The organism is Lysobacter concretionis Ko07 = DSM 16239, assembly GCF_000768345.1.
Lineage (GTDB): Bacteria > Pseudomonadota > Gammaproteobacteria > Xanthomonadales > Xanthomonadaceae > Novilysobacter > Novilysobacter concretionis.
On sequence record NZ_AVPS01000001.1, the window covers coordinates 416152 to 440034 of the forward strand.

Annotated in this window: 17 protein-coding genes and 1 pseudogene; 16 read left to right on the forward strand and 2 right to left on the reverse strand. The window is 69.1% G+C overall.

Annotation, left to right across the window (positions count from 1 at the left end; genetic code table 11):
• Positions 1–5: 5 nt before the first annotated feature.
• The 15 genes and pseudogenes from purL (at position 6) to N792_RS01805 (ending at position 18716) form a co-directional block, all read left to right on the forward strand.
• Positions 6–4070: a phosphoribosylformylglycinamidine synthase gene (purL, locus tag N792_RS01735; RefSeq protein WP_036191906.1), complete on the forward strand. Its 4065-nt coding sequence runs from the start codon at positions 6–8 to the stop codon at positions 4068–4070.
• Between the two features lie 601 nt (positions 4071–4671).
• On the forward strand, positions 4672–6381 hold the full coding sequence (gene gspE, locus N792_RS01740) for a type II secretion system ATPase GspE (protein ID WP_036192369.1): 1710 nt from the start codon (positions 4672–4674) through the stop codon (positions 6379–6381).
• Positions 6374–6841, forward strand: coding sequence for a GIY-YIG nuclease family protein (locus N792_RS01745; RefSeq protein WP_332248765.1), 468 nt, complete (start codon positions 6374–6376; stop codon positions 6839–6841). Before gspE ends, N792_RS01745 begins: the two co-directional genes overlap by 8 nt.
• 40 nt (positions 6842–6881) lie before the next feature.
• Positions 6882–8099 (forward strand): type II secretion system protein XpsF, encoded by a 1218-nt coding sequence (gene xpsF, locus N792_RS01750; protein ID WP_036191913.1) that lies wholly within the window; start codon positions 6882–6884, stop codon positions 8097–8099.
• A 217-nt stretch (positions 8100–8316) separates the two neighbouring features.
• On the forward strand, positions 8317–8751 hold the full coding sequence (gene gspG, locus N792_RS01755) for a type II secretion system major pseudopilin GspG (protein WP_036191916.1): 435 nt from the start codon (positions 8317–8319) through the stop codon (positions 8749–8751).
• Between the two features lie 39 nt (positions 8752–8790).
• Positions 8791–9264, forward strand: coding sequence for a type II secretion system protein XpsH (gene xpsH, locus N792_RS01760; protein WP_052103255.1), 474 nt, complete (start codon positions 8791–8793; stop codon positions 9262–9264).
• Positions 9265–9284: 20 nt separating this feature from the next.
• Positions 9285–9758: a type II secretion system protein XpsI gene (xpsI, locus tag N792_RS01765; RefSeq protein WP_052103318.1), complete on the forward strand. Its 474-nt coding sequence runs from the start codon at positions 9285–9287 to the stop codon at positions 9756–9758.
• 374 nt (positions 9759–10132) lie between these two features.
• The gene (locus tag N792_RS01770) at positions 10133–10813 is read left to right on the forward strand and encodes a prepilin-type N-terminal cleavage/methylation domain-containing protein (protein ID WP_036192378.1); all 681 of its coding nucleotides are present in this window, start codon (positions 10133–10135) and stop codon (positions 10811–10813) included.
• Complete coding sequence (locus tag N792_RS01775; RefSeq protein ID WP_036191920.1) at positions 10810–11724, forward strand: type II secretion system minor pseudopilin; 915 nt, start codon at positions 10810–10812, stop codon at positions 11722–11724. The genes N792_RS01770 and N792_RS01775 overlap by 4 nt, the downstream gene beginning before the upstream one ends.
• Positions 11721–12947: a PilN domain-containing protein gene (locus N792_RS01780; protein WP_052103256.1), complete on the forward strand. Its 1227-nt coding sequence runs from the start codon at positions 11721–11723 to the stop codon at positions 12945–12947. The genes N792_RS01775 and N792_RS01780 overlap by 4 nt, the downstream gene beginning before the upstream one ends.
• A complete protein-coding gene (gene gspM / locus N792_RS01785; RefSeq protein WP_052103257.1) occupies positions 12922–13566 on the forward strand; it encodes a type II secretion system protein GspM in 645 nt (214 codons plus the stop codon). Before N792_RS01780 ends, gspM begins: the two co-directional genes overlap by 26 nt.
• Positions 13556–14341, forward strand: coding sequence for a dihydrolipoyllysine-residue succinyltransferase component of 2-oxoglutarate dehydrogenase complex (locus N792_RS01790; protein ID WP_052103258.1), 786 nt, complete (start codon positions 13556–13558; stop codon positions 14339–14341). Before gspM ends, N792_RS01790 begins: the two co-directional genes overlap by 11 nt.
• A 71-nt stretch (positions 14342–14412) precedes the next feature.
• Positions 14413–16614, forward strand: coding sequence for a type II secretion system secretin GspD (gspD, locus tag N792_RS01795; RefSeq protein WP_036191923.1), 2202 nt, complete (start codon positions 14413–14415; stop codon positions 16612–16614).
• Positions 16615–16668: 54 nt separating this feature from the next.
• A pseudogene (locus N792_RS01800) lies at positions 16669–17496 on the forward strand (glycosyltransferase); the annotation flags it as partial.
• A 221-nt stretch (positions 17497–17717) separates the two neighbouring features.
• Positions 17718–18716: a glycosyltransferase gene (locus tag N792_RS01805; protein WP_052103259.1), complete on the forward strand. Its 999-nt coding sequence runs from the start codon at positions 17718–17720 to the stop codon at positions 18714–18716.
• Between the two features lie 142 nt (positions 18717–18858).
• Here N792_RS01805 and pyrF read toward each other — a convergent pair whose 3' ends face one another.
• Entirely contained in the window at positions 18859–19695 is an 837-nt protein-coding gene (pyrF, locus tag N792_RS01810; RefSeq protein ID WP_036191925.1) for an orotidine-5'-phosphate decarboxylase, read from the reverse strand.
• Positions 19696–20022: 327 nt separating this feature from the next.
• Positions 20023–21687 (reverse strand): energy-dependent translational throttle protein EttA, encoded by a 1665-nt coding sequence (gene ettA, locus N792_RS01815; protein ID WP_036191927.1) that lies wholly within the window; start codon positions 21685–21687, stop codon positions 20023–20025.
• Positions 21688–22565: 878 nt separating this feature from the next.
• Between ettA and glyA the strand changes: the two genes are divergently transcribed.
• Positions 22566–23819, forward strand: coding sequence for a serine hydroxymethyltransferase (glyA, locus tag N792_RS01820; protein WP_036191929.1), 1254 nt, complete (start codon positions 22566–22568; stop codon positions 23817–23819).
• The last annotated feature ends 64 nt before the right edge of the window (positions 23820–23883 follow it).

The following is a 23883-nucleotide window of genomic DNA, read 5'->3' on the forward strand; positions in this document are numbered from 1 at the left end:
CGGACATGATCGTCCTCGAGGGCGCTTCCGCCCTGTCTGCGTTCCGTCGCGAACGCCTGCAAGCCCGTCTCCAGCTGCTTCATCCCGATGTGCGCCTGATCGGCGCGTGGCCGGTGTACTGGGCCGAGCCCGATGCCGGGGCGCAGGTGGACACGGTTGCGCTGGGGCGCATCCTGCAGGCCGACGCGCAGATCGCCGCGCGCGCCGATGGCGCGGTCTCGCGCTTCGCCACGCCGCGTCTGGGCACCCTGTCGCCGTGGGCGAGCAAGGCCACCGAGCTGCTGCGCGGTGCCGGGCTGTCGGTGAAGCGGGTGGAGCGGGGTATCCGCTACGACCTGGCCGGCTGGCCGTCCGATGCCGCCAGCCAGGCTGCGTTGGCCGGCGTGCTGCACGACCCGATGACCCAGTCGCTGCTCGCCGCGAGCGAGGATGCGGCCGCGCTGTTCCAGGTGCCCGCCCAGGTCGCGCTGGAGCGCATCGCGCTGGCCGATCTGGAAGCCGCCAACAGCCGGCTCGGACTCGCCCTGGCCGAGGACGAGATCGCCTACCTGCGCGAGCGCTACGGCGAGCTGGGACGTGCGCCGTCGGACGTCGAGCTGATGATGTTCGCGCAGGCCAACTCGGAGCATTGCCGGCACAAGATCTTCAACGCCAGCTGGACCATCGACGGTATCGAGCAGCCGATGTCGCTGTTCAAGATGATCAAGCACACCCACGCGACCACGCCGCAGCACACCTTGTCGGCCTACAGCGACAACGCCGCGGTGGTCGCCGGCTACACCGGCCAGCGTTTCCGCCCCGACCCGCTGAGCGGCCGCTACCGGACCGAAGCGCCGGTCGAGTCGGCGTTCTGCATCAAGGTCGAGACCCACAACCACCCGACCGCGATTTCCCCGTTTGCCGGTGCTTCCACAGGCAACGGCGGCGAGATCCGCGACGAGGGCGCGACCGGCCGTGGCGGCAAGCCGAAGGCCGGCCTGTGCGGGTTCTCGGTCTCGCACCTGCGCATCCCGACCCTGCCGCAGCCGTGGGAAGGCGGGCGCGCGCTGAATCCGCGCATGGCCACCGCGCTGGAGATCATGCTCGACGGCCCGCTCGGCGCAGCGGCGTTCAACAACGAGTTCGGCCGGCCCAACCTGACCGGCTATTTCCGCAGTTTCGAACTGGATGAAGGCCGGCTTTTGACCGGCACGCTCACCCGCGCCTATGACAAGCCGATCATGCTCGCCGGCGGCCTGGGTGCGATCGACCGGGTGCAGGTCGAGAAACTCGGCCTGAAGCCCGGCCACGCCGTGATCGTGCTTGGCGGCCCGTCGATGCTGATCGGCCTGGGCGGCGGCGCGGCCAGTTCGGTGGCGTCCGGCGACAGCCACGAGGCGCTGGATTTCGCCAGCGTGCAGCGCGACAACCCGGAGATGGAGCGCCGTTGCCAGGAAGTCATCGACCGTTGTGTCGCGCTCGGCGCGGACAACCCGATCGACAGCGCGCACGACGTCGGGGCCGGCGGCCTGTCGAACGCAATCCCCGAGTTGCTGCACGACTCCGGCCTGGGCGGCGTGATCGACCTGGCGAAAGTCCCCAGCGACGACCCCTCGCTGTCGCCGATGCAGCTGTGGTGCAACGAGTCGCAGGAACGCTACGTGCTGGGCCTGCCGCCGGACCGGTTGGCCGAGTTCGCCGCGATCTGCGAGCGCGAGCGCTGCCCGTTCGCGGTGGTGGGTTACGCCACGGCCGAGGAGCGGCTGGTGGTGGGGTACGGCGCGACCATCGAGACCGTATACGGCGAAGCATCGAACGAGGCCATGGATGGCCGAGCGGGGAGTGGCGCAGCCGATCCACGGGACGAATCGAAAACCACGCTTTTCGATTCGTCCTCGGAAGTCGGGCAGGAAGCCCGATCTTCCGATTGGGCAATCGACCTGCCGATGGACGTGCTGTTCGGCAAGGCGCCGAAGATGCATCGCGACACCCGTCGTCCGGCCGGGCCGGCGTGGCCGTCGCTGGACTGGAGCGGGCTGGACCTGCACGACGCCGCGCTGCGCGTGCTGTCCCATCCGACCGTCGCGGCCAAGCAGTTCCTGATCACCATCGGCGACCGCAGCGTCGGCGGCCTGACCGCGCGCGACCAGATGGTCGGTCCGTGGCAGGTGCCGGTGGCCGACTGCGCGATCACGTTCGCCGATTTCCAGGGCTTCACCGGCGAGGCGATGGCGCTCGGCGAGCGCACCCCGCTGGCCCTGCTGGACGCCGCCGCCGCCGCGCGCATGGCGGTCGGCGAGGCGATCACCAACCTGTGTGCCGCGCCGGTCGAATCGCTCGACCGGATCAAGCTGTCGGCCAACTGGATGGCCGCGGCCGGGCACGACGGCGAGGACGCGTTGCTGTTCGATGCGGTCAAGGCGGTCGGCATGGAGCTGTGCCCGGAACTCGAACTCAGCATCCCGGTCGGCAAGGACTCGCTGTCGATGCAGGCGCAATGGGAGGCCGATGGCGAGGCGCAGAAATCGGTATCGCCGGTCTCGCTGATCGTCAGCGCGTTCGCACCGGTGATCGACGTGCGCGCGCAGCTGACCCCGCTGCTGAGCCGCGATGACGATTCCGAGCTGTGGCTGATCGGTCTGGGCGCCGGCAAGCAGCGGCTGGGCGGCTCGGTGCTGGCGCAGGTGTACCCGGACGCGGTGGCCGACGGTACGCAGAGCCAACTGCCTGCGTTCGCGGGACAGCGCTCCGAAGACGGCCGCCGCAATGCCGGCGTGCCGGATCTGGACGACCCCAAGCGCCTGCGGGATTTCTTCAACCTGATCCGCGATGCGCGCCAGGCCGGTCTGCTGCAGGCGTATCACGACCGTTCCGACGGCGGTGCGTTCGCGACCCTGTGCGAGATGGCGTTCTGCTCGCACCTCGGGCTGGAGATCAGTCTGGACGGCTGGGGCGAGGACGCGCTGCGCACCCTGTTCAACGAGGAGCTCGGCGCGGTCGTGCAGGTGGCGGCCGAGGACCGGGTCGAGTTCGCCGACCTGGTCGAGCTGCATGGCTTGATCGATTGCGCCCAGCGCATCGCGCGCACGACCACCGCGCCGACCATCCGTGTCCACGAGGACGGCAACGTGCTGGCCGAGTGGCGCTGGGAAGCGCTGTTCGACGCGTGGTGGTCGACCAGCCATGCGATGCAGAAACTGCGCGACAACCCCGAATGCGCCGACGAGGAGCGTGCGGCCATGCGCGACTTCAACGCGCCGGGGCTGCAGCCGAAGCTGGGTTTCGACCCGGCCGAAGAGATCGAGGCGGCGTACATCCACCTGGGCCATCGCCCGAAGGTCGCGATCCTGCGCGAGCAGGGCGTCAACGGCCAGATCGAGATGGCCGCCGCATTCGACCGCGCCGGCTTCGAGGCGGTGGATGTCCACATGAGCGACCTGATCGCGGGCCGCAGCGATCTGGCCGGCTTCAAGGGCCTCGCCGCCGGTGGCGGCTTCAGTTACGGCGACGTGCTGGGCGCCGGCCGTGGCTGGGCGACCTCGATCCTGGAGCGTCCGGCGTTGCGCGATGCATTCGCCGCATTCTTCCAGCGCGACGACACGTTCGCGCTCGGGATCTGCAACGGCTGCCAGATGCTCAGCCAGCTCAAGCCGATCATCCCCGGCGCCGGCCATTGGCCGCGTTTCCTGCGCAACCGCAGCGAGCAGTTCGAGGCCCGGCTGAGCCTGCTGGAAGTGGTCGAGTCCCCGTCGATCTTCCTGCGCGGCATGGCCGGCTCGCGGATTCCGGTGGTGGTGTCGCACGGCGAGGGCCGCGCGGCCTTCGACAACCCGCTCGACCGTTCGGCCATTGAGGCTGCGGCCCGCTACGTGGACGGCGACGGTTCTCCCGCAAGCCTGTACCCGGCCAACCCGAACGGCTCCGCCGATGCGATCGCCGCCGTCACCAGCGCCGACGGACGCGCCACCATCCTGATGCCGCACCCCGAGCGCACCCTGCGCACGGCCAACCTGAGCTGGGCGCCGGCCGACTGGGGCGTGGATTCCCCGTGGCTGCGGATGTTCCGCAACGCGCGGGTGTTCGTGGGCTGATTGGCGTAGACGCGCGCTGGTGATTGGCGCGCCGCGGGAGGCGGCCGACGGGGGTATGGCTGCTCCCGCGGTCAGGGCTTCCCGCCCTGACTCGGGGCCGCCGGTCGTCCATGGCCGACTTTCCGCCATACCCCCGCCGGCCGCCTCCCGCCCCATCTTTCGTTGGCTTGCGTGACCGGCTATGTGTAGGAGCGGCGTCAGCCGCGATCCGGAGTCGGTGCGCGCGGTTTCCGATCGCGGCTGACGCCGCTCCTACAAGCAGCCTTTGGAGCCAACCACCGGCGCGGCGTCCTGCCGGGGTCGGGCGAGCAGTGCGCCATGGATGGCGCACGGCGGCGAGTCAGGCCATGGATGGCCTGACCGAGCCGGGCAGCCCGACCCCGACAGGGCGCCGCTCCCACCCGACGCCGGCCTTTGCTCCCCGCTCTTGCTGCAGTGCCTTCCACCCCTATCGGCACCACGTTTCGAGCCCGCGAAAACCGGCTGAACCGCGAGCGAATAGACACCTCCGCCGACCTGTTAAAGTCGGCCGTTGAAGGACTCGGAGAGCGATGTGAACGCAACAGCAGGCACACTCGCGGGCGGCACGGATGACCGCGGCATCGACAGCAATCGGGTCGAGGGCAATCCCGTGGAAGAGCGGATCGTCGACGCCCTGCTCGCGAAAGGCCGGCTCAAGGAAGCCGACCTCGGCCGCGCGCGCCGCTTGCAGGCCGAGACCGGCGGCAGCCTGCTCGCGCTGCTGACCCGGCTCGGGCTGGTGTCCGAGCGCGACCACGCCGAGACCGTCGCCGAGGTGCTCGATCTGCCGCTGGTCAGCGCCAAGGCCATGCCGGAGCTGCCGCCCGAAGGCGTGGCGCTCACGATCAAGTTCATGAAGCAGTTCGCGGTCGTGGCGGTGGCCGAAACCGACCCGGCGGTCGAGGTGCTGGTGGCTGATCCGCAGGACGCCTACACCCTGGATGCGGTGCGGTTGGCGACGGGACGCGAGGTCCACGCCAGCGTCGGCCTGCGCTCGGAAATCGACGAGTTGATCGAGCGCTGGCACGGCCAGGGCCGCAGCGCGATGGGCACCATCGTCGAGACCGCCGAAGGCGAGGCCACCGGCGATCTGGACGACGTCGAGCACCTGCGCGACCTCGCCTCCGAGGCGCCGGTGATCCGGCTGGTCAACCTGGTGATCCAGCGCGCGGTCGAGCTGCGCGCTTCCGACATCCACATCGAGCCGTTCGAGAACCGGCTGAAGGTGCGCTACCGCGTCGACGGCGTGCTGATCGACGGCGAGAGCCCGCCGGTCAACCTGACCGCGGCGGTGATCAGCCGCATCAAGATCATGGCCAAGCTCAACATCGCCGAGCGCCGGTTGCCGCAGGACGGCCGGATCATGCTGCGGGTGCAGGGCAAGGAGCTGGACCTGCGCGTGAGCACGGTGCCGACCGCCCACGGCGAATCGGTGGTGATGCGCCTGCTGGACCGCGAATCGGTCGTGCTGGACTTCCACCAGTTGGGCTTCACCGACGAGTTCCTGCCGCAGTTCGAGCACGTGCTGCAGCAGCCGCACGGCATCCTGCTGGTGACCGGCCCGACCGGTTCGGGCAAGACCACCACGCTGTACACCGCGCTGAGCAGGCTCAATACGCCCGACGTCAAGATCATCACCGTCGAGGACCCGGTCGAGTACCAGATCGAGGGCATCAACCAGATCCAGGCCAAGCCGCAGATCGGGCTGGATTTCGCCAACGCCCTGCGCAGCATCGTGCGCCAGGACCCGGACATCATCATGATCGGCGAGATGCGCGACCTGGAAACCGCGCGCATCGCGATCCAGTCCGCGCTGACCGGCCACCTGGTGCTGTCCACGCTGCACACCAACAACGCCGCCGGCGGCATCACCCGCCTGCTCGACATGGGGGTGGAGGACTACCTGCTGACCTCGACCGTCAACGGCATCCTCGCCCAGCGCCTGGTGCGCCGGCTGGAGCCGACCCATGCGGAGAAATACCCGGCGTCGCCGGAGGAGATCGAGCGCTTCTCGCTGCGCCGCTACCAGCCCGACGGCGAGATCTTCCTGTATCGCCCGCGTGCCTCGGCACTGGCCCCGACCGGCTACCAGGGCCGCACCACGATCATGGAATTCATGGTCATCAACGACGACCTGCGCCGCGCCGTGATGCGCCACGCCGGCATGGGCGAGATCGAGCAGATCGCCCGCGACGCCGGCATGCGCACGATGTACGAGGACGGCATCCTCAAGGCGATGGCCGGACTGACCACGATCGAGGAAGTGCTGCGGGTGACCGAGGATGCGTGAGGTCCCCCTTACCGTCATCCCCCGCGAAGGCGGGAATCCCTGCGACATCAGCCAACATCGTCATTCCCGCGAAGGCGGGAATCCATGGACGCTGCTTTTTTTATTCCAGGGAAGGAATGCAATGGAGAGACAACCCTGCGTTTATCTGCTCGCCAGTGCTCGCAACGGAACGATCTACGTCGGTGTCACCAGCGACCTGGTTACGCGTATCTGGCAGCACCGCGAGCATGTCGCCGGAGGCTTCAGCGCACGCCACGACGTTACGCGGCTGGTTTGGTACGAGCAGCATGACGCCATGGAATCGGCCATCCAGCGGGAGAAGCGCATCAAGAAGTGGAACCGTGAATGGAAGCTCCGTTTGATCGATTCCTCCAATCCCTCGTGGCGGGACCTGTGGCCTGAGATCATCGGCGCGGTACCCACGGCGAACGTCCATGGATCCCCGCCTTCGCGGGGATGACGAACCAAACCAGACAAACCGAGGCAGAACGCGTTTACCCATGCCCCTCTACACCTACAAAGCGATCAACGCGCGTGGCGAGATGCTGGACGGTCAGATGGAAGCCGCCAGCAATGCCGAGGTCGCGGTGCGCCTGCAGGAGCAGGGGCACCTGCCGGTCGAAGCACGCTTGGCCAGCGAGGGTGGCGGGATGCCGGTGTGGCGGCGGCTGTTCAAGCCGCGGCCGTTTGCGGGCGAGCGGCTGGTCCAGTTCACCCAGCAACTGGCGACCCTGCTCGGTGCAGGGCAGCCGCTGGACCGCGCGCTGACGATCCTGCTGGAACTGCCCGAGGACGAGACCGCGCGGCGGGTGGTCAGCGATGTGCGCGATGCGGTGCGCGGTGGCACCTCGCTGTCGACCGCGCTGGAGCGCCAGCACGGCACGTTCTCGCGGCTGTACGTGAACATGGTCCGCGCCGGCGAGGTGGGCGGCAGCCTGCACGAGACGCTGTCGCGGCTGGCCGATTACCTGGAGCGCTCGCGCGCGATGCAGGGGCGGGTGATCAATGCGCTGATCTATCCGGCGATCCTGCTGGTGATGGTCGGCCTGAGCCTGTTGTTCCTGCTCGGCTACGTGGTGCCGCAGTTTGCGCAGATGTACGAAAGCCTGGATGCGCCGCTGCCGGCGTTCACCCGGGTCGTGCTCGGGGTCGGCCTGTTCGTGCGCGACTGGTGGATCGTGTTGCTGGTGGTGCCCGCGTTGCTGTTGCTGTGGTTTGACCGCAAGCGTCGCGACCCGGTGTTCCGCGAGGCGCTGGATGGCTGGCTGCTGCGGCGCCGGTTCTTCGGCGGGCTGGTGGCGAAGATCGAGACGGCGCGGTTGGCGCGCACCCTGGGCACGCTGGTGAAAAACGGCGTGCCGTTGATGGCGGCGCTGGGCATCGCGCAGAAGGTGATGGACAACCGGGTGCTGGCCGCCGATGTCGCCGCGGCGGCCGAGGAGGTCAAGAACGGCGTGGCGCTGTCGACCGCATTGGCGCGTGGCAAGCGTTTCCCGCGGCTGGCGCTGCAGATGATCCAGGTCGGCGAGGAGTCCGGCGCGTTGGACACGATGCTGGTCAAGACCGCGGAAACCTTCGAGCACCAGACCGCGCTGGCGCTGGACCGGATGCTGGCGGCACTGGTACCGATCGTCACCGTGGTGCTGGCCGGTCTGGTCGGGATGGTGGTGATGGCGGTGCTGACGCCGCTGTACGACCTGACCAGTTCGATTGGATGAGAGGTGCACGACAACCCCGGTACCTGCAGGAGCAACTGTCTTTTCAAACGGCGCGCTTTTTTTGTCCGACTGGCCTTCCTCTGGTCGTAGGAGCGACGTGAGTCGCGACAGCACGTCGAAACCGGATGTCAGTGCATTCGCGACTAACGTCGATCCTACGACCACTCCTACAACCACCCTTTGCCCCTGCAGACACACCAGAAAAGAGGATTTCCCCATGCGAAACAACCGCTCCATCACCCGCTCGCCGTCCGCCGCGCAACAGGCCGGCATGAGCCTGATCGAGATCATCATCGTGATCGTGCTGATCGGCGCGGTGCTGACCTTCGTCGGCTCGCGCGTGCTCGGCGGTGCCGACCGCGCCAAGGCCAACCTGGCCAAGTCGCAGGTGATGACGCTGGCGCAGAAGGTCGACGCGTTCCAGATGGACACCGGCCGCCTGCCGACCACGTTGAACGAGCTGGTCGTCGAACCCGGCAATGCCGCCGGCTGGCTCGGCCCGTACGCCAAGGCCGCCGAACTCAGCGATCCCTGGGGCCATCCGGTGGAATACCGCGCGCCCGGCGAGAACGGGCCGTTCGATCTGGTCATCCTGGGCAAGGACGGCAAAGTCGGCGGCACCAGTGTCGACAGCGATATCCGCTACGAGTGACGAAGTCGGAACCATGAATGCCCGGAGGCCGGCGTGGTGATGCCTTCCGCAGTCCCGGATCTGCGGCGGCAGGCAGGCGTTTCGCTGCTGGAGATGCTGCTGGTGGTCGCCCTGATCGCCGCCGCGAGTCTGCTGGCGGTGGCCGCGTTCAGTGGTGGCATGAAGGGAACGCAATTGCGCGCGGCGGCCAAGCAGGTCGCCGCCGAGCTGCGCTACACCCGCACCCACGCGATCGCGACCGGGCAGCCGCAGCGTTTCACGATCGACCCGCAGGGCCGCACCTGGCAGGCGCCGAACGGCCACCACGGAACGATCCCGCCTGAGCTGCAGGTCCGCTTCACCGGTGCGCGTGAGCTGCAGCCCAACGCCAACGAGGGCGCGGTGATGTTCTTCGCCGACGGCGCGGCGACCGGCGGGCGGGTGCAGCTCAGCCGCGGCGACGCCGGCTGGGAGGTCGACGTGGCCTGGCTGACCGGGCAGGTCACCCTGCAGCGGACCGGAGCTGGACGCTGATGCGCGCGCGCGCCGACCGCATGGATTCGCCGCGCGACTCGCGACATGACGGCCCGCCGCCCGTCGGTCTTCGGCCTGCGCGCTCACAACGGGGCTACACCCTGATCGAGGTGATCGTCGCGTTCGCCCTGCTCGCGGCGGCGCTGACCTTGTTGCTGGGAACCCTGTCGGGCGCGACCCGGCAGGTGCGCTGGTCCGGCGATGCGGGCCGCGCGGCGCTGCACGCGCAGTCGCTGCTGGACACGGTGGGCATCACCGAACCGCTGAAGGCCGGCGAGCGCCAAGGCGACTTCGATGACGGGCGCTATCGTTGGTCGCTGCGGGTCAGCCCCTGGGAGGACGCGGCGCTGGCCAACCGGTTGCGCGAACCGGTGGGTCCGATCCTGTACGAGCTGGACCTCGACGTGCGCTGGGGCGACGGCGGTCCGCGCGAGCACCTGCAACTGCAAAGCCTGCGGTTGGGATCGGCGGATTCGGCGGGAGCTGCACCGTGACGCGCCGTGCGGACGCCGCGGGCCGATGCGGGCCGGTTTCCCGCCCCGTGGGCGAGGGGAACGGCGGGCACCGGCGATGGGCGACTGCGAACCGTTGCGGCGGCATCCTTTGGGTGGGGACGGAGAAGGTTGGCATTCCGGCCACGCAGCACAGCTGCGTGGCGTTCAGCCGCTCTGGCGGCAGTGCCGCCAAAGCGAAGAGTTTCGATCCGGCCACGCCGCACAGCTGCACGGCGTTCAGCCGCTCTGGCGGCAGTGCCGCCCAAGCGAAGAGTTTGGATCCGGCCACGCAGCACAGCTGCGCGGCGTTCAGCCGCTCTGGCGGCAGTGCTGCCCAAGCGAACAGTTTCGATCCGGCCACGCAGCACAGCTGCGTGGCGTTCAGCCGCTCTGGCGGCAGTGCCGCCAAAGCGAGCGGCTTCACCCTGGTCGAGGTGCTGCTGGCGACGGTGTTGCTGGCGGCGGGCCTGGCGCTGGCGTTCGCGACCCTGTCGGCCGCCAGCCAGACCGCGACCCGCGGCGAATCGCTGGCCGCGCGCAGCGAACGGGTGCGCGCGGTCGAGGGATTCCTGCGCAAACGGCTGGCGGCCGCGCGGCCGATCGCGTTCAGTACCGGCCAGGGCAATGCACTGCCGCAACGGTTCCTCGGCGAGCCCGAGCGGATGCGGTTCGTCGCCGATCTGCCGGACTATCTCGGCCGCGGCGGTCCGTATTCGCACGATGTCCGGATCCAGCGCAGCAACGGGACGACCCGGATCGAACTTGTGCTCGACATCGTGTCCGCCGGGGAAACCATCGAAGACCCCCGGCAGCGCGCCCCCGAGCTGCTGGTGGAAGGACTGGCGTCGGCGCGGTTCCGCTACCGCGGGCTGGACGCCGTGTCCGGTGGGCTGGGGGCATGGCAGGACCGCTGGGAGACCTCCGACCGGTTGCCGCTGCTGGTGGAGGTGACATTCACCGACGTGGGCGGCGGTACCTGGCCGACGCTGGTGGTTGCGCTGCCGCAGGCGCTGGGCATCGAGAACGGCCGCGGCATTGTGGGTGGCCGGCGATGACGGCACGGACGCGGAGACCGGGTTCCGGCCGCGGACGCGGCGCGGCCTTGCTGCTGGTGCTGTGGCTGATCGTGCTGTTGACGGCGCTGGTCGGCAGCTTCGCGCTGGTCGCCCGCGTCGAGCACATGCAGGGGCAGGTGCTGGTGCGCGGGCTCGCGGCCGACAGCGCCGCGCGTGCGGGGCTGGAGTACGCGATCCACCGGGTCGGAATGACCGATCCGCAGCTGCAGTGGCAACCCGACGGCCGGCCGTACGCATGGCAGTACCAGGGCGCGCAGCTGGAGATCCGGATCGTCGACGAGAACGGCAAGGTCGATCTGAACCAGGCCGACGCGACCCTGCTGTCAGAGTTGGTGCGTGTGCTCGGCAGTGACCGGGCCGAGGCCGCGCAACTGGCGGCGGCGATCATCGACTGGCGCGACCTCGACTCCCTCACCCAGCCCGTCGGTGGCGCGGAGGACGCCGACTACGCCGCGGCCGGTCGCGCCTACGGGGCCAAGGATGCGGATTTCGAAAGCATCGCCGAGCTGGAGCAGGTATTGGGTTTCACCCCGGCGCTGTATGCCCGGCTGGCCCCGCACGTGACCGTCCACAGCGGCCTGCCGCGCCCGGACCCGGCGTCTGCCTCGGCGGCGGTGCTGGATGCGCTGGGCATGGACGGGGCGGCGATCGTTGCCCAGCGCGGCGTCGATCCGCTGACCGGTCGTCCGGCCAGTGGCAGCGGGCTTGTCGCGCCAGGCCTCGGCGGATCCGGGGCCAGCCGCAGCGGTACGTATAGTATCGACAGCCTGGCCCGGCTGGCCGACGGGCGGCAGTCGCTGCTGCGCGCCGTCGTACGCGCGGACGGCTACGCTGGCCCGGCCACGGCGTACATCGCGTTGCAATGGGAAGAAGGAGCTTCGCCACGATGAGTCAAAGGGGTCCCAGCCTGGGCGAACGCGTCGGCGGTCGCCTGAGTCACCTCGGCGCCCGCCTGCAGCCGGGTGCGGGCGGCTTTGTCTCGTGGTGGGGCCATGCGTTGGCGACCTGGCTGCCGCCCGGCATGCGGCGGACCCTGGGTTTCGGCCGCGGCCGCCTGCTGCTGCAGGTGGACGGCGATGACCTGCAGTTGCGCCGCGAGCGCGCGGATGAAGTGCAGGATCTTGCCCGGCTGCCACTGGCGGGTCTGCTCGGGGGGGCGCTTGCCGGCGAGTCCGCGCGGTCCGACGATCCGCTGGCGCCGGTACTGGCGAACGGGCTGGAGGATCTGCCGCGCTGGCTGCTGCTGCCGGCCGCCAGCGGCTTGCGTCGCCGCATGGGTCTGCCCGCCGCCGCCGCCGAGCGCCTGCGCGATGTGGTCGGCTTCGAGATCGACCGGCAGACGCCGTTTGCGGCCGACGCGGTCGCGTTCGATGCGCGGGTGCTGGGACGTCGCGAGAGCGACGGCCAGCTCGATGTCGAACTGGTCGCGGTGCCGCGCCAGGTGCTGGATCCGCAACTGGCCGCGCTGGGGCCGCTGGCCTCCGGGTTGGCGGGGATCGACGTCGCCGCGGCCGATGGCACGGCGCTCGGCGTCAACCTGCTGCCGCCCTCGCAACGACGCCGCCAGCGCGATCCAGCGACGGTCTGGAATGTCGCCCTGGTGCTGCTCGCCGTGGTCGCCGTCACGGCGCTGCTGTGGCAGTTGCTCGACAACCGGCGCGCCGCCGCGGCCACGCTGGAGCAGGCCATCGCCGCCCAGGCCGATGCGGGCCGGCGTGCGGCCGCGCAACGCCAGCAACTGACCCGGCTCGTCGAAGGCCAGGCGTTCCTCGATCGCAAGCGTGCCCAGCGGCCGCCCACGGTCGAGGTCATCGATGAGCTGACCCGCCGCCTGCCCGACCATACGTATCTGGAAAAGCTCTCGATCACCGACGACCAGCTCATGCTGATCGGCCTGAGCAGCAAGGCGGCGGGCCTGATCAGCCAGTTGCAGGGTGCCCGGCAGTGGCGGTCGCCCGCGCTGGCAGGCGCCCTGCAACCGGATCCCGACAGCGGGCGCGACCGTTTCACCCTGACGGCCAACCTCGCGGTCACCGCCGCGGCCAATCAACCGGCGGCGAATCCGCCGGCTGCCACGGAGACGACCGATGCGCCTGCCCCGCCGGCCCGCTGACGCCGCGCAGTACCGGGACCGCTGGCTCGCACTGGGGCTGTTGCTGGTCGTGCTGGGCCTCGCCTACGCCGTGCTGATCCATCCGTGGTGGACGGTGCCGATGCGGGAGGCGGGCGACCGCATCGTATCGCTGCAGGAGCGCGAACTGCGCCTGCGCACGCAGCTGCGGCAGGCGCCGCAGGTGGCCGAGCGCTTGCAGCAGGTGCGTGCGCTGCAGGACCAGCGCCCGGGCTTCCTGCCCGAGGACAATCCCGAACTGGCGATCGCCAGCCTGATCCAGCGCCTGGAAACCGTGGTCGCCGAAGCCAGCCCGGGCAACCGCAGCTGTGCGATCGTCAACCGCTCGCCGCTGGAGCCGGACAACCGCGAGGCCTATGCCCGCGTGGTGGTCCAGGTGCGCCTGCGTTGCGGTACCCCGGAAACGGCTCGGGTGCTGTACCTGCTGGAAAGCGGTGCGCCCCGATTGTTCGTGGACAACCTCAACCTGCTGACCCAGCGCAGCTACCTCGGTCGCGGCGAGTCGGCCGACAGCGGCGGGCTGGATGTGTCCTTCGATCTGTACGGGTACCTGACCCCCTCCGGCCAGCCGTCGCCGACGGAGGTGCCGCGTGCGCGTTGAGGATGTCGGCCCGCGCACCTGGTTGCTCGCCGGCCTGGCCGCGTGGGCCGTGCTGGGCTGGTTGCTGGCGCTGGCAGGCATGGGCAGCCGGCTCGGTTCGCCGGCCGCCGATCCCGCCTTGCTGACCCCATTGCCCTCACAGGTCGCGACCCCGGCGCTGGTGCTCGGTCCCGCGGAGCAGTATGCGGAGATCGCCGCGCGTCCGTTGTTTGCGGCCGACCGGCGCCCGCACCCGTTCTTTCTGGAGGGTGGCGATGGCGAAGCGCGGACCGAGGGCTTCGACTACGTCCTGACCAGCGTGCTGATCACTCCGGGCCTGAAACTGGCGATCGTCCAGCCGCCGGACGGAAGCGAGTCCCTGCGGGTCAAGCTGGACCAGCCGGTCAATCCGCAATCCGCCTGGCGCCTGGTCGAGCTGGACGTGCGCAGCGCGGTCTTCGAAGGGCCGGAGGGCCGGCGGACACTGCCGTTGCGGGTGTTTGACGGGATGGGCGGCGAGCCGCCGGGCGATGCCCCGGCGGCAACCCCGACAGCCAATGGCAAGGTGCAATCCGCCACTCCGCTCGCGCCCCGTGGGCCTGCCGCAGGGGAGACAGCAAAACCGGCGCCATCGCCCGCGACGCCGCCCGTAACCGATGCCGCGCCAGCGACGCCGGCGACAGAACGCGAGCAGATGGACGCGATCCGCCAGCGCATCGAAGCGCGTCGTGCCCAATTACGCGAGCAATCCTCGCCGCCCCCACCGCCACCGCAACCACCGGCCAACGGCCGATAGAGTCCGGAATGAAGCCATCCTCCCTCGATCGCCCCCATTCATCGCCTCACCCTGTGCCCGTGAGAAGCCGGATGCTGCGTGTCGCGCGCCAGCTCGTTGCGGGCCTGGCTGTGGCGACTCTGGTCGCGTGCGCCAGCACGCCGGTCGCCAGCGTGCAGCGCAAGGGATCGCTGCATCCGCCGGGCTCGGCCGGGGTGCAGATCCGCACCGACGGCACCGCGGCGCTCAATACGCCGGACCGCGTGGAAACGCAGGTTTTGCCGGCTGATGAGACCGGCCCGCAGCCGCAGGTCCGTCGCGGCACCGGGCAGTTCATCAACCGCGCCGCTGCCGCCGCGCCGCCGCCGGGGTTTGGCGCGACCACCGGCGAGGCGACCTTCAATTTCGAGGGCGAATCGCTGCAGGCGGTGGTCAAGGCGATCCTGGGCGACATGCTCGGGCAGAACTATGTGATCGCGCCGGGCGTGCAGGGCACGGTGACCCTGGCCACGCCCAAGCCGGTCAGTCCGGCCGAGGCGATCAGCCTGCTGGACCAGGTGCTGGGCTGGAACAACGCGCGCATGACCTACAGCGGCGGGCGCTACACCATCGTGCCGGCCGACCAGGCGCTGGCGGGCACCGTCGCGCCGCGCACCGGCAGCGCCGCCAATGCGCGCGGCTTCGAGGTGCGCACGGTGCCGCTGCGCTACATCTCGGCCGAGGAGATGAAGAAGATCCTCGAACCCTACGCGCGCCCCAACGCGATCGTCGGCACCGACAGCGCACGCAACGTGATCAGTGTCGGCGGCACCCGCGCGGAGCTGCAGAACTACCTGCGCACGATCGAGATCTTCGACGTCGACTGGCTGTCGGGCATGTCGGTCGGGGTGTACCCGCTGCAGTCGGGCAAGGCCCCGCAGGTGGTGGCCGATCTGGAGAAGGTGTTCGGCGAGGGCAGCAAGTCGCCGGTGGCGGGCATGTTCCGTTTCATGCCGCTGGAAGGCGCCAACGCGGTGATGGTGATCACCTCCCAACCCGATTACCTCGGCGACATCCAGCAGTGGCTGGAGCGCATCGACAACGCCGGCGGCTCGGTGCAGCTGTTTTCCTACCCGCTCAAGTACATCAAGGCGCGCGACCTGGCCGACCGGCTGGCGGAAGTGTTTGGCGGCTCGGGCAGCAATGGCGGCAACGCGGATCGCGGCGCACCCAGCCTGATGCCGGGCCTGGAGTCGGCCGAGATCACCTCCGGCGATTCCGGCTCCAGCATGGGCTTCGGCAGCCAGGGCGGAAGCGGTCAGGGTGGCGGCGAAGGCGAGCTGTCACTGGGCGCCAAGCAGAGCGGCAACGCCAGCGTCGCGCTGGAGGTCGAGGGCGACAAGGTCGGCGTGTCGGCGGTGGAGGAGACCAATGCGCTGCTCGTCCGCTCCAGCCCGCAGGCCTGGAAATCGATCAAGGACGTGATCGTCCAGCTTGACGTGATGCCGATGCAGGTCCACATCGAGGCCCAGGTGGTCGAGGTGCAGCTCAGCGGCGCGCTCGAATACGGCGTCAACTGGTTCTTCGAGAACGCGGTGACCGACAACGGCCTGCCCGACGCCGTGGGGCGCGACACCTGGAGCACGCTGTCGGGCAGCGTCGGCCAGGCGGTCGGCAATCCCGGCGGCGTGGCCTGGACCTTCCTGGGCCGCAACGCTGCCGCGGTGATCAAGGCACTGGATTCGGTGACCGACGTGAACATGCTGCAGACGCCGTCGGTGGTGGTGCGCAACAACGCCGAGGCGACCTTCAACGTCGGCAGCCGGATTCCGGTGTCCTCGGTGACGGTCAACCCCGGCCTGGGCAACGACACCAGCTACAGCCAGGTGCAGTACCTCGATACCGGCGTGATCCTCAAGGTGCGCCCGCGGGTGAGCAAGGACGGCATGGTGTTCCTGGAGATCGTGCAGGAGGTCAGCGCGCCCGGCGGCGATGAAGACCGCTTCGGCAACGTGCGCATCGACACCCGCAAGCTCAAGACCGAGGCGGCGATCCAGAGCGGCGACACGGTAATGCTGGCCGGCCTGATCCGCGACAGCGTGGTCCGCGGCTCCAAGGGTTTCCCGGGGCTGAACCGGATCCCGGTGATCGGCGGCCTGTTCGGCACCCAGACGTCCGCAACCCGGCGTGAGGAAACCATCGTGCTGCTGACGCCCACCATCGTGCGCAACCCGCAGGACGCGCGCGACCTGACCGACGAATACGGCCGGCGTTTCCGTGCGCTGGAGCCGCTGCACCGCCCGTCGAAACCGTGAATCCGGCATTGCCCGTGCGAGGCGGGGCTTTTCCACCGGCATGGGATCGGCGGCATGACTGAGTTGCCGATCGTGGTGGTGCCGGTCGGCAGCGATGACGATGCGCTGGATGCCTGCCTGGCCGCGCTGGGTGCCGGCACCCCGGCCGGTACTCGGGTCTGGCTCGCCGATGACGCCCAGACTGGCCCGCGCGGTTACGCGATCATCGAACGCTGGATGGGGCGTACCTCACTGAAGGCCGATTACACGCGTCGCCAGCGCAGCATCGGCGAGCTCGCCCACCTCGACGAGGTGCTTACCGCCTGCGGTGATGCGGACGTCGCGGTGCTCGCGGCCGACGCCGTACCGCTGCCGGGCTGGCTGGAGCGCATGGCCGCCTGCCTGGCCGGAGACGGTGCGATTGCCACCGTGACTCCGTGGTGCAACGCCGGTGAAGCCGCCGGCTGGCCACGCATGGGAGAAGTCGACCCGGTGCCCGCCGACCCGGAACGCCTCGCGCGTGCCGCCGCCCGGATGCCGGCGACCCATCCCGAATTGCCTGCCGCGGTCGGCCACGCAGTGCTGCTGCGCGGCACCGCGCGCCAGCGTGCACGGGGTCTGGACAGCGCCAGTTACGGGTCGTGGTATGCGGCCCTGATCGACCTGTCGCTGCGGTTGTCGGGACTGGGCTGGCGCAACGTGCTGTGCGAGTCGGCGTTCGTGGCCCGGGCGGCGGAGGGCGCGCCGTTCGACGGCGACATGGACCGCCTGGCCGTCCGTTGGCCCGACTGGCATCCGCGCCTGGCCGGCTTCCTGATGCGCGACCCGTTGCAGGCCGCGCGCCGCCAGCTGGAGCACCGGCTGGCTACGGTCGGCCCGCCCGTGCCGCAGGCGGACCTGTTCCCCGACCCGCTGGAGCCGGCCGAGCCGGTGGCTGGCGATCGGGTGTCCGGCGATGGCGGGAAAAGGCCGCTGACCTCGCCGAATCCGGATCCGGAGCACTCCCCGCTGGAGCAATCGCCCGTGAAGCAATCCCCCGTGGAGCAATCCCCCGTGGAGCAATCCGCGGTGGACGAATCGCGCCTTGGCGCCGACCATCGAGCGACGCCCGCCCTTCCGCTTCCATGACCGACCCTTTCTTCGCACTGCCCGGCGAAGCCGACATCGCCGTCGTCGTCGTCACCTACCAGAGTGCCTCCACCATCGACGACTGCCTGCAGCGCCTGCGTGCCGCGCATGGCGTGGCCGCGATCCGGGTGGTGGACAACCTGTCCAGCGACGGCAGCCTGGCGATCGTCCAGCGCCACGCCACCGCCGACCCGCGCGTGCGCTTCATCGCCAATCCCGACAACCCCGGTTTCGCGCTCGCCTGCAACCAGGGCGCAGCGGATGTGGCTGGTTTGGGGGCATGTTCGGGGGCAGGCGCATGCCGCTGGCTGGCTTTCGTCAATCCCGATGCGCTGGTGGAAACCGACACCCTCATCCGGCTGCGGGCACTGGCGATAGCGCGCGCCGATGTGGCGAATGGGATCCTGCTCGGCGCCGATCTGGTCGATGAAGACGGCCTGCGCGATCCGGCCGCGCGTCGGCGCAATCCCGATTTCGTGGCGATGTTCGCCGGAATGCCCGGTGCGCTGCTGCGGCGGTTCCCCGACGCGTTGCGTGGTGGCCGCGCTATCTCTCCTGACAGATCGGCAAATGGCGCACCTCGTCGCGGCGACCGCCCGCTGGCGATCGCACCCGACGACACGCAGTTGCTGCAGCGGGTCGATGCGGTATCCGGCGCGCTGATGTTCCTGTCGCGCGACCTGTTCGAGCGGATCGGCGGCTTCGACGAGGGCTACCGCCTGCACGCCGAGGATCTCGACCTGTGCCGACGCGCATCCGCCGCCGGCGCCGTGGTTGCGGTGGCCAACCAGGTGCGGGTGGTCCACGTCCGCGGCGTGTCCAGCCGCTCGAACCCGTGGTTCGTGGAGTGGCACAAGCACCGCGGCCTGTGGCGCTACTTCAGCAAATTCGAGGCCGACCGGCGCGGTCCACTCCTGCGCGCCGCCGTGTTCACCGCGATCTGGTCGCGCTTCCCGTTTGCGGTGACGCGGGCGTTGCTGCGGAACCGGTCGTAGCGACAGGCAGCGGACAAGTAAAACGACCAAGCCAGATCAGGCGGGACAAACGAATGTGCGTCCCGCGCAACGTGCGGACAGCATGATGGGACCGGCCAGGGTCTGAACCAGATCGACCGGTGTAAAGGCGGTCGACGCAGGATCAGCGGTAGCGGTTGATCTGCCCGCGCAGTTTGCGGGCCACGTCCGCGGCCGCTTCGGCGAAGTCCCCGCCAGCCGAGGCATACAGCACGGCGCGCGAGGAGCTGACCATCAGGCCGGTGCCATCATTGGTCTTCGCGTTCTTCACGACCGCCTCGACATCGCCGCCCTGGGCGCCGACGCCGGGCACCAGGAAGGGCAGGTCGCCGACGATCGCGCGCACTTCGCGCAGTTGCTCCGGCCAGGTCGCGCCGACCACCAGCGCGCAGTTGCCGTGGCCGTTCCAGTCGCGCGCGACGGTTTCGGCGACGTGCTGGTACAGCGGGCGCTCCAACGGTCGTTCGATACCGCCGCCGGTCACGAGCAGGTCCTGCAGGTCGCTCGCGCCGGGGTTGGACGTGCGGCACAGGATCACCACGCCGCGGTCGGCGCGGTCCAGGAACGGCTGCATCGAGTCGCGGCCCAGATACGGGTTCGCGGTCACCGCATCGGCGCGGTAGCGGTCGAACGCCTCGCTGGCGTAATGCTGCGCGGTGCTGCCGATGTCGCCGCGCTTGGCGTCCAGGATCACCGGGATGCCGGGGTGGGTGGCGTGGATGTGCGCGATCAGCCGCGCCAGCGCGTCCTCCGCGCCCAGCGCGGCGAAATGGGCGATCTGCGGCTTGAACGCGCAGGCGTGCTCGGCGGTCGCGTCGACAATGTCGCGGCAGAAGTGGAACACCGCCTCGGGATCGTCGGCGAACTGCGCCGGAAACTTCGCCGGCTCCGGATCGAGGCCGACGCAGACCAGCGAGTCGGCATCGGACCAGCGTTGTTTCAGGGCCTGCATGAAGGTCATGTTCGTTTCTCCGGGATCAAACGATCACCAACGTGTCACTGGCTTGGAGCGTAGGAGCGACGTCAGTCGCGACCGGTGCATTCCTCGAGCGCGCGGGGATCGCGCCTTCGGCTTCATTCATTTGCAGAATCCGTACGGCAGCAACAGCAACGCAACAGCAAAGGCGACGTCCCTGGATCCTGCGATCCCCGGCCCCCGCGCATGGCGCTCAGGCGCTCGATCGGGCGCGAGCCGGTGGCGAGCCAACGAATCGCAAACGTCCCCGGATCCCCGCTTTCGCGAGGATGACGGATCGGCAAAGCCGCACCTGCGGTGCGGGCCGATCCGTCACTTCAGCGCCTTGAACCGCAGGCGCTTGGGCTGGGCGCCTTCCTCGCCGAGGCGACGCTTCTTGTCTTCCTCGTATTCGCGGTAGTTGCCCTGGAAGTACTCCACGTGCGAGTCGCCCTCGAAGGCGAGGATGTGGGTTGCGATGCGGTCCAGGAACCAGCGGTCATGGCTGATCACCACCGCGCAGCCGGGGAACTCCAGCAGCGCGTCTTCCAGCGCACGCAGGGTTTCCACGTCGAGGTCGTTGGACGGTTCGTCGAGCAGCAGCACATTGCCGCCCTGCAGCAGGGTCTTGGCCAGGTGCAGGCGTCCGCGCTCACCGCCCGACAGCGTGCCGACCAGCTTCTGCTGGTCCTGGCCCTTGAAGTTGAACCGGCCCAGGTAGGCACGCGACTGGATCTCGATGCCGTTGATGTTGAGGATGTCGGCGCCGCCGGAGATTTCCTGGAAGACGTTGTGGTTGCCCTCCAGCTTGTCGCGGCTCTGGTCGACATAGGCGATCTTGGTGCTCGGCCCCTTGATGATCTCGCCGCTGTCCGGTGTTTCCTGGCCCGTGATCATCTTGAACAGGGTCGACTTGCCGGCGCCGTTGGGGCCGATGATGCCGACTATCGCGCCGGGCGGGATGATGAAGCTCAGGTCGTCGATCAGCAGGCGGTCGCCGAACGACTTGGACACGTTCTTGAACTCGATGACCGAGTTGCCCAGCCGCTCGCCGGGCGGAATGAAGATCTCGTTGGTCTCGTTGCGCTTCTGGTACTCGACCGAGTTGAGCTCCTCGAACCGCGCCATGCGCGCCTTGCCCTTGGTGCGGCCGCCCTTGGCGTTGCTGCGCACCCACTCCAGTTCCTTGGCCAGCGCCTTCTGACGCGCCTTCTCGCCGGACTCTTCCTGCTTCAGGCGCTCGCCCTTCTGCTCCAGCCACGCGGTGTAGTTGCCCTTCCACGGAATCCCGCGGCCGCGGTCAAGCTCGAGGATCCACTCGGCCGCGTTCTCGAGGAAGTAGCGGTCATGGGTGACGGCCACGACGGTGCCGGTGTAGCGGGCCAGGAACTGCTCCAGCCACTCGACCGATTCGGCGTCCAGGTGGTTGGTCGGCTCGTCCAGCAGCAGCATGTCGGGCTTCTGCAGCAACAGCTGGCACAGCGCGACGCGGCGCTTCTCGCCACCCGACAGCTTGTCGACGACCGCGTCCCACGGCGGCAGGCGCAGCGCGTCGGCGGCGACTTCCAGCTGGTGCTCCAGCGTATGCGCGTCACCGGTGGCGAGGATCGCCTCCAGGCGCTGCTGCTCGGCGGCGAGCTTGTCGAAATCGGCGTTCTCGTCGGCGTAGGCCTCGTAGACCTTGTCCAGCGCGGCTTGCGCGTTGATGACCTCGCCCAGGCCTTCCTCGACCGCCTCGCGCACGGTGTGCTCGGGGTTGAGCTGCGGCTCCTGGGCCAGGTAGCCGACCTTGATGCCCTTGGCCGGCCGCGCCTCGCCGGTGAAGTCCTGGTCGACGCCGGCCATGATCTTCAGCACGGTCGACTTGCCGGCGCCGTTGAGGCCCAGCAGGCCGATCTTGGCGCCGGGGAAGAACGACAGCGAGATGTCCTTGATGATTTCGCGCTTCGGCGGAACGGTCTTGCTGACACCGTTCATGGTGTAGATGTATTGCGACATTCGGGGGCTCCGCAGGCAGACGGCGACGCCCTGCGTGCAGGCAGGGGCCGGGAAGATTCGATAGCCGGCCATTATCCCGGATACCGGAGATTCCTGCATGGGGGCGGGTCAGGGAGGGTTGGGGTTCGCTGGGCGTGGCGATAGAAGCAACAGCGGCTTCACGGCTTCGGCTGCAGCGACGCCCTGTCGGGGTGCTTGCTGCCCGGTTCGGGCGGGCTTCCTGCCCGCACTCACCGCCGCGGGCCCGCTCCGCGGTCCGGCCCGGCGCAGCGCGCCGGGCGTTCACGTGACCCGCGCGGCAATGCCGCGCAAGCGGGTCACGCTCACCCATGGTCCGCTGTCCGCAACACCCCGCCAGGACGCCGCATCGGCGATTCGTTGACTTGGTTCTGCGGGACAACGGCTTCCGGTTTGCGTGGGCCCGCTTTTCCTCGACTACCGAGAAGTTCGGGTGCGCCTGCCGGGTGTCCCGATCACCAAGCGAATATCGTGGAGCGACTGATCGGGATACCCGGCAGGCGCTGGCCGCGCAATGGCAAGCAACGACTTGATCTTTCGGCTCGGAAACAGGGTCTCGTCGACCAGCCGGCCATCACCTGCTGTCTGCCATCCCGCCAAAACGCTGCATTGCCCGCTCATTAATTGACGTGTCGCGAACCCGCTTTCCCATCGGCCACCGAGACCTTCCGGTGGTGCCTTCCGGCGTCCCGAACACCAGGCGAATATCGTGGAGCGACTGTTCGGGATGCCCGGAAGGCACTACTTCATGCTCTCAGCGCCTTTGACTGCGACAACAGCCGGATTCCCCGACGTGGCCCGGTACCCTCCCGCGGGGCTAAACTCCGGGTCTCTTTCCCCCATCTGATCCCGGAGTGGCAATGTTCCCGCGCGACGCACGTATCGAAGGTTTTGATCCCGAACTTGCCCAGGCCATCGCCAACGAGGCGCGGCGCCAGGAAGACCACGTCGAGCTGATCGCGTCGGAAAACTACGCCAGCCCGCGGGTGATGGAGGCACAAGGTTCGGTGCTGACCAACAAGTACGCCGAAGGCTACCCGGGCAAGCGCTACTACGGCGGCTGCGAATACGTCGACGTCGCCGAACGGCTCGCGATCGACCGCCTCAAGCAACTGTTTGGCGCCGACTACGCCAACGTCCAGCCGCATTCGGGCTCGCAGGCCAACCAGGCGGTGTACTTCGCGCTGCTGCAGCCCGGCGACACCGTGATGGGCATGAACCTGGCCCACGGCGGCCACCTGACCCACGGCGCCAAGGTCAACATCAGCGGCAAGCTATTCAACATCGTCCAGTACGGCGTCGACGACAGCGGCATGATCGACTACGACGAGATGGAGCGCGTGGCGCACGAGCACAAGCCGAAGATGCTGATCGGTGGCTTCAGCGCCTACTCGCAGGTGGTCGACTGGGCGCGGATGCGCCAGATCGCCGATGCGGTGGGTGCGGTGTTCTTCGTCGACATGGCCCACGTCGCCGGCCTGATCGCCGCCGGCGTGTACCCGAACCCGGTGCCGCACGCGCACGTGGTGACCTCGACCACCCACAAGACCCTGCGCGGCCCGCGCGGCGGCATCATCCTGGCCAAGGATCCGAGCGAGGAGCTGGTCAAGAAGCTGCAGAGCATCGTGTTCCCGGGCCTGCAGGGCGGCCCGCTGATGCACGTCATCGCAGCCAAGGCGGTCGCGTTCAAGGAAGCGCTGGAGCCGGAGTTCAAGGCCTACCAGACGCAGGTGGTGAAGAACGCGCAGGCGATGGCCGAGACCCTGATCTCGCGCGGCTACCGGATTGTTTCCGGCGGTACGAAGAACCACCTGATGCTGATCGACCTGATCGGCAAGGACCTCACCGGCAAGGACGCGGAAGCCGCGCTCGGCCAGGCGCACATCACCGTCAACAAGAACGCGGTGCCGAATGATCCGCGCTCGCCGTTCGTGACCTCCGGCCTGCGCATCGGCACCCCGGCAGTGACCACGCGCGGCTACCGCGAGCCCGACTGCGTCGCGCTGGCGCACTGGATCTGCGACGTGCTCGACAACCCGAACGACGAGGCCGTCATCGCCGGCGTGCGCGGGAACGTGACCCGGCAGTGCGCGGAATTCCCGGTCTATGGTTGAGCCCGTGTCCGCAGCGCGGGTCTCGACCCGCCAGGTCCAAGTCGGGGGGGCGGCGGGTTAGAAC

Excerpts from the sequence above, each read along its gene's own strand:
- gspD (WP_036191923.1), top strand. The coding sequence starts at position 14,413 with ATGCTGCGTGTCGCGCGCCAGCTCGTTGCGGGCCTGGCTGTGGCGACT.
- glyA (WP_036191929.1), top strand. The coding sequence starts at position 22,566 with ATGTTCCCGCGCGACGCACGTATCGAAGGTTTTGATCCCGAACTTGCC.
- N792_RS01775 (WP_036191920.1), top strand. The coding sequence starts at position 10,810 with ATGACGGCACGGACGCGGAGACCGGGTTCCGGCCGCGGACGCGGCGCG.
- pyrF (WP_036191925.1), bottom strand. The coding sequence starts at position 19,695 with ATGACCTTCATGCAGGCCCTGAAACAACGCTGGTCCGATGCCGACTCG.
- purL (WP_036191906.1), top strand. The coding sequence starts at position 6 with ATGATCGTCCTCGAGGGCGCTTCCGCCCTGTCTGCGTTCCGTCGCGAA.
- xpsH (WP_052103255.1), top strand. The coding sequence starts at position 8,791 with ATGCCTTCCGCAGTCCCGGATCTGCGGCGGCAGGCAGGCGTTTCGCTG.
- gspM (WP_052103257.1), top strand. The coding sequence starts at position 12,922 with ATGCGCCTGCCCCGCCGGCCCGCTGACGCCGCGCAGTACCGGGACCGC.
- gspG (WP_036191916.1), top strand. The coding sequence starts at position 8,317 with ATGCGAAACAACCGCTCCATCACCCGCTCGCCGTCCGCCGCGCAACAG.
- ettA (WP_036191927.1), bottom strand. The coding sequence starts at position 21,687 with ATGTCGCAATACATCTACACCATGAACGGTGTCAGCAAGACCGTTCCG.
- N792_RS01805 (WP_052103259.1), top strand. The coding sequence starts at position 17,718 with ATGACCGACCCTTTCTTCGCACTGCCCGGCGAAGCCGACATCGCCGTC.
- N792_RS01780 (WP_052103256.1), top strand. The coding sequence starts at position 11,721 with ATGAGTCAAAGGGGTCCCAGCCTGGGCGAACGCGTCGGCGGTCGCCTG.
- xpsF (WP_036191913.1), top strand. The coding sequence starts at position 6,882 with ATGCCCCTCTACACCTACAAAGCGATCAACGCGCGTGGCGAGATGCTG.
- N792_RS01745 (WP_332248765.1), top strand. The coding sequence starts at position 6,374 with ATGCGTGAGGTCCCCCTTACCGTCATCCCCCGCGAAGGCGGGAATCCC.
- xpsI (WP_052103318.1), top strand. The coding sequence starts at position 9,285 with ATGGATTCGCCGCGCGACTCGCGACATGACGGCCCGCCGCCCGTCGGT.